The organism is Promineifilum sp. (SeqCode), from assembly GCF_041918635.1.
In the GTDB taxonomy this organism is placed as follows: domain Bacteria; phylum Chloroflexota; class Anaerolineae; order Promineifilales; family Promineifilaceae; genus Promineifilum.
The window spans coordinates 1-5,163 of sequence record NZ_JAYRVJ010000715.1; the positions used below are offsets into that span (position 1 = coordinate 1).

The 5,163-nt window shown below is 65.7% G+C and carries 8 protein-coding genes; 3 read left to right on the forward strand and 5 right to left on the reverse strand.

Features of this window, described 5'->3' with window-relative positions:
• The 3 genes from ACE3UY_RS20905 to ACE3UY_RS20915 all read left to right on the forward strand — a co-directional run.
• The coding region (locus tag ACE3UY_RS20905) for a Uma2 family endonuclease (protein ID WP_374689413.1) at window positions 1-559 on the forward strand (559 nt) is incomplete at its 5' end.
• Window positions 560-626: 67 nt separating this feature from the next.
• Window positions 627-860 (forward strand): hypothetical protein, encoded by a 234-nt coding sequence (locus ACE3UY_RS20910; RefSeq protein ID WP_374689414.1) that lies wholly within the window; start codon window positions 627-629, stop codon window positions 858-860.
• Window positions 857-1,123, forward strand: coding sequence for a hypothetical protein (locus ACE3UY_RS20915; RefSeq protein WP_374689415.1), 267 nt, complete (start codon window positions 857-859; stop codon window positions 1,121-1,123). The genes ACE3UY_RS20910 and ACE3UY_RS20915 overlap by 4 nt, the downstream gene beginning before the upstream one ends.
• Window positions 1,124-1,155: 32 nt before the next feature.
• Here ACE3UY_RS20915 and truB read toward each other — a convergent pair whose 3' ends face one another.
• The 5 genes from truB to infB all read right to left on the reverse strand — a co-directional run.
• Window positions 1,156-2,013, reverse strand: a complete 858-nt coding sequence (gene truB / locus ACE3UY_RS20920; protein ID WP_374689416.1) for a tRNA pseudouridine(55) synthase TruB — start codon at window positions 2,011-2,013, stop codon at window positions 1,156-1,158.
• Window positions 2,010-2,990, reverse strand: a complete 981-nt coding sequence (locus ACE3UY_RS20925; RefSeq protein WP_374689417.1) for a bifunctional oligoribonuclease/PAP phosphatase NrnA — start codon at window positions 2,988-2,990, stop codon at window positions 2,010-2,012. Before ACE3UY_RS20925 ends, truB begins: the two co-directional genes overlap by 4 nt.
• Before the next feature lie 25 nt (window positions 2,991-3,015).
• Window positions 3,016-3,408 (reverse strand): 30S ribosome-binding factor RbfA, encoded by a 393-nt coding sequence (rbfA, locus tag ACE3UY_RS20930; protein WP_374689418.1) that lies wholly within the window; start codon window positions 3,406-3,408, stop codon window positions 3,016-3,018.
• A 21-nt stretch (window positions 3,409-3,429) separates the two neighbouring features.
• Window positions 3,430-3,525: a pentapeptide repeat-containing protein gene (locus ACE3UY_RS20935; RefSeq protein ID WP_374689419.1), complete on the reverse strand. Its 96-nt coding sequence runs from the start codon at window positions 3,523-3,525 to the stop codon at window positions 3,430-3,432.
• A 42-nt stretch (window positions 3,526-3,567) separates the two neighbouring features.
• Window positions 3,568-5,163: translation initiation factor IF-2 (gene infB / locus ACE3UY_RS20940; protein ID WP_374689420.1), on the reverse strand; the 1,596-nt coding region annotated here is incomplete at its 5' end.

A 5,163-nucleotide genomic window follows, 5' to 3' on the forward strand; every position in this document is an offset into this window, starting at 1 on the left:
CGCACCGGCTATTACCCGCAGACGGTTCACGACGGACGAATATGAGCAGATCGTCGCCGCCGGCGTTTTCGCCGAGGATGATCGCGTCGAACTGGTGGATGGGGAGATCATCGAGATGAGTCCGCTTGGCCCACGACACTCCGCCTGTATTGATCGTCTAACTGAACTATTAGTACCACTGGTTAAAGGATTGGCAATCGTCCGCGTACAGAGCCCAATTCGCCTGAGCAAGTATTCTGAGCCTCAGCCGGACGTAACGTTGCTCCAATGGCGAACTGATTACTATACAAACGGCCACCCCGAACCGGAGGATGTGCTGCTACTCATTGAAGTGGCCGACTCCTCGCTAGTCTACGACCGCGACGTAAAGCTGCCGCTTTATGCCCGCGCGGGCGTCCAGGAGGTGTGGCTGGTGGCGCTGTTGCAACAGACGGTCACCGTCTATCGCGCGCCGAGTGAGACGGGCTATGGCGAGAGCCACGAGGCGCGGCGGGGGGAGACGATCGCGCCACTTACTTTGCCGGTGGCTGGAGTGGCGGTCGAAAGCATTCTGGGCTGACTCAGTTCTCGGGTTCACGGTATCGCGGTAACACCGACCTGCGAAATCCACAATCAAAGGTGAATATATGCTAGAAACCGAGGCTATTCACACGGTCGTCAAGATGATGGAGATGTTGTCCGAAGCGACGCAGAACCGGGTAGTCGAGCATCTACGCGACTATCTTGCCGAGCTTGATGATGAAGCGGAGTGGGACGCGGAGTTCGAGCAGACGCAAGAGCAATTGATCGCGGCGGCATCACGGGCTCGCCAGGAAATCCATGAGGGCAAAGCGGAACCGATGGATTTTGAAAGGTTATGAACTCGAAGACGCTGCCCTCCTTTTGGAAGGCGTATGAGGCCCTGGATAGCTCCACCAAGCGACAGGGTCGTAAAGCGTTTCTCCTCTGGCGCGATAATCCATTTCACCCCTCCTTGCGCTTCAAATGCATCAACGTCGCCGAGAACATCTGGTCGGTACGGGTGACCCGCGGTTGCCGCGCATTGGGCATTGTGGAAGGCGACACGATCACGTGGTTCTGGATAGGGAACCACGATGACTACAAACGGTTCTATGGTGGGTAGCGTCTGCCGGACGTTCTAACTGTGTAATGGCTTTAGAACATCTTTCGGGGCCGTAACACCTCTCCATCCACCGCCACCACCCCCAAAAACCGCCCCCCCGGCCCCCACGCCGCCACGTCTCCCACTGGCGCATCCCCCGGCGCGGCGAGCCGCTGCCCCATCGCCAGCCGCGCCGCGCTGGCTTCGTCCACGTCGAGCCGCGGCAGGTGGGCCACGGCCGCTTCCGGCGGCAAGAGATACTCGGCCAGGTTCTCCGGCGTCAGGGCGTCCAGGCTAACAGCCTGGGCTATGGTGAAGCGACCAACCGCCGTGCGCCGCAGCGCCGCGACGTGCCCGCCGCAACCCAGCGCCGCGCCCAGGTCGTGGGCCAGCGAACGGATGTAGGTTCCGGAGGAGCAGACCACGCGCAGTGTCAGCAGCGGCGGCGTGAAGGACAGCACATCGAGGGCGTGGATGGTCACCTCGCGCACCGGCGGCTCCACCGCCTCGCCCCGCCGGGCGCTCTTGTAGAGCGGCTGCCCGTCGCGCTTGACAGCCGAGAAGAGGGGCACGCGCTGCTGAATGGGGCCGCGCCAGGCGTCGAGCGCCGCCTCGATCTGGCCCGGCGTGACCTCCACCGGGCGCTCCAGCGTCACCGTCCCCTCCGCGTCATAGGTCGTCGTCGCCTGACCCAGCCGGACGGTCGTCTCATACGTCTTGTCCAGCCCGACCAGATATTCCACGAAGCGTGTCGCCCGCCCCAGGCAGACCAGCAACACCCCCTCAGCCAGTGGGTCGAGCGTGCCGGCATGGCCGATGCGCCGCTGGCCGCTGAGTCGCCGCAAGCGCTGGACGGCGTCGTGGGACGTGGGGCCGGTGGGCTTGTCGAGGATGAGCAGGCCGGAGGTCACGCGCGGGATAGAGCGGGCTGGGGGCGCTGGCGGGCGATGGCCGCGCGGCAGGCGGCGACGAGGGCCGCCTCAGCCGCTTCCAGGGGGCCATTTAGCGTGCAGCCGGCGGCCAGGGCGTGGCCGCCGCCGCCGAACTGGAGCGCTACCTCGGCCACGTTATAGGGCGCGGTGCAGCGCATGCTGACGTTCACGTTGCCTTCTGGCGTCTCGCTCAGCACCACACCCATAACGGCCACGTCCACGTCGGCCAGGAAGTTGACCAGGCCGGAACTGCTGGGGCGGCCCTCGATGCCGGCCAGGCGCAGATCGTCGCGGGAGATGGCCGTCCAGAGCAGGCCGTCATCGAACTTCATGCCGCCAAGGCCGATGCCCCACAGGCGGGCCGTCGCCAGTGGTCGCTGGTGCAGGGCGCGCAGAGAAATGGCGGCGATGTCGGCCCCGGCGTCCACTAAGTCGGCCGCGGCCCGCAGTGTCGCCGCCGTCACGTTCGACGTGCGGAAGCCCATCGTGTCGGTCACGATACCGGTCAGCAGGCTCGCGGCGATCGAGGGCGTCAGCGTCACGCCGAGGTCGGGCAGAAAGCGGTGGAGAATCTCGGCCGTCGAACTGGCCGCCGGCTCGATGACGTTAAACGCGCCGAAGCGGGTGTTGGTGATGTGGTGGTCGATGTTGGCGAGGGTTGGCTTCGGCTCCGGCAGGCAGGCGTAGGCCCAGCCCATGCGCGACTCGTCGGCGCAATCGACGGCGATGACGAGATCGTAGAGGAAATCGGTCTTGGAGGCGCGCCGCACGTCGGCGGCCAATGGCAGGTTGTGGAAGCGCGGCGGCACGGCGTCGTCGCAGACCAGCGTGACGCGCTTGCCGATCTGCTGCAACCCCTGGCCGACCGCCGTCAGCGAGCCGATGGCGTCCCCGTCGGGATCGACGTGAGCGATGACCAGAACGTGATTGGCTTTTTCGATGGCGAAATGGATCATCGGCTCCCTGCCCCCTCTCGCTGCCTCACTCTTCCTCGTCGCTGCTGGCGGGCGCGGCCGGGGCGGGCGTTTCTGGCTGAATGTCGAGACGGTCGAGCAGCGCGTTGACCTCGTCCGCGTAGCGCAGGCTCGGGTCCCAGTGGAAGCGCAGGATGGGCGCGGCCCGCAAGTCGAGGCGCTGGGCCACCTCGCGCCGCAGGAAGCCGCCGGCGCTCTCCAGCCCGGCCATCACTTCCGCTTCGCGCGTCTCGTCGCCCAGCGCGTTGACGTAGACGTTGGCGTGCAGCAGCTCCCGATCGAGCAAGACTTGGGTGATAGTCACGCCCGCCAGCCGTGGATCGCTGACGGCGTGCAGGAATAGCTCGCTCAGGATAATCTGCATGTGATCGGCGGTGCGCTCTTGTCTGATCTTGCTCATAGGAGGAATCCACAGTAGGGGCTAGACCTGCGTGTCTGGCCTCTGCATGTCTGCCCTCTGCATGTCTGCCCTCTGCATGTCTGCCCTCTGCATGTCTGCCCCTACCTCAGGGCGCACACGCAGGTGCGCCCCTACACCCGTGCAATCTGTGGCTGCTTTTTATGCAACGGCGACGCGCTGCGTGACGAAGAACTCGATAATGTCGCCCGCCTGGAAGTCATTGAACCCATCAATGCTGACGCCGAACTCGAAGCCCGCCTTCACCTCGCGCACGTTCTCCTGCAAGTGTCTCAGACTGCTAACCGTGCCGGTGTGGAGGAGGCGGCTGTTGCGGATGACGCGCACCTTGGCGTTGCGCCGCCCCTCGCCCGTGCGCATGTAGGAGCCGGCGATGTTGCCTAAGTTGCGGATCTTGAACACCTGCCGCACTTCGGCCCGGCCGATGACCACGTCTTCGAAGGTGGGGGCCAGCAGGCCCTTCATCGCCTTCTCCACGTCCTCAATGAGCTTATAGATGATGTCGTAGGTGCGGATCTGCACCTCCTCGACGGCGGCGGCATTGCGGGCGATGGGGTCGGCGTCCACGTTGAAGCCGAGAATGATCGCGTCCGACGCCGAGGCCAGCATCACGTCGCTCTCACTGATGGGGCCGGTCGCGGAGCGCAGGATGTCAAGCTCCACCTCGCCGCCGTTCAGCCGCTCCAGCGAGGTGACGATGGGCTCCAGCGAGCCTTGCACATCGGCCTTGACGATGAGGTTGAGTGTCTTGGCCTCGCCCTCTTGCAGCCGGGCGAAGAACTCGTCGAGCGTCGTCGTGCGCCCGCGGGCGGTCGGGGTGATGCGGGCTGCCTCGCGCGCCTCCTCGATGAGCTTGCGGGCCGTCTTTTCGCTGTCCACCACGCGGAACTGTTCGCCCGCCTGAGGGATGCCGTCGAGACCGGACACGGAGACCGGCGTCGCCGGGCCAGCTTCGGGCACGCGCTTGCCGGTGTAGTCGAACATGGCCTTGAGGCGGCCGTAGTGATCGCCCACCAGCATGGTGTCGCCCAGGTGGAGCGTGCCATTCTGCACCAGCACTGTGGTCATGATGCCCTTGCCGCGCTCCATCTTGGCCTCCAGCACCGTGCCCGTGGCCGGCGACTTGGGGTTGGCCTGCGGGTTGAGTTCTTCCGCCACCAGCAGCACCGCCTCCAGCAGGTCATCGACGCCCAGTTTCTCGCGGGCGGAGACGGGGATGACCATCGTGTCGCCATCCCAATCGTCGGGCGTCAGGCCAATGTCCGACAACTGCTGCTTTACCCGGTCGGGGCGCGCCCCGGCCAGATCGATCTTGTTGAGGGCCACGACGATGGGCACGTGAGCGGCGCGGGCGTGGTCGGCCGCCTCGCGCGTCTGGGGCATGACGCCGTCATCGGCGGCCACAACCAGGATGGCGATGTCGGTCGCCTGGGCGCCGCGGGCGCGCATGGCGGTGAACGCCTCGTGGCCCGGCGTGTCCAGGAAGGTGATCGACTTGCCATCCTTCACCGTCTGGTAGGCACCGATGTGCTGCGTGATGCCGCCGGCCTCGCCCGCGGTCACATTCGTCTGGCGGATTACATCCAGGAGCGACGTCTTGCCGTGGTCGACGTGGCCGAGCATGGTGACGACAGGCGGTCGCGGTTGCAGGTCGGCCACGCGCTCGCCGGCCAAGACCTTGCGCCAGCCAGTCTTCTCCTCTTCCGGGGCTGCCTCGGGCACGATCTCTTCGTGGGC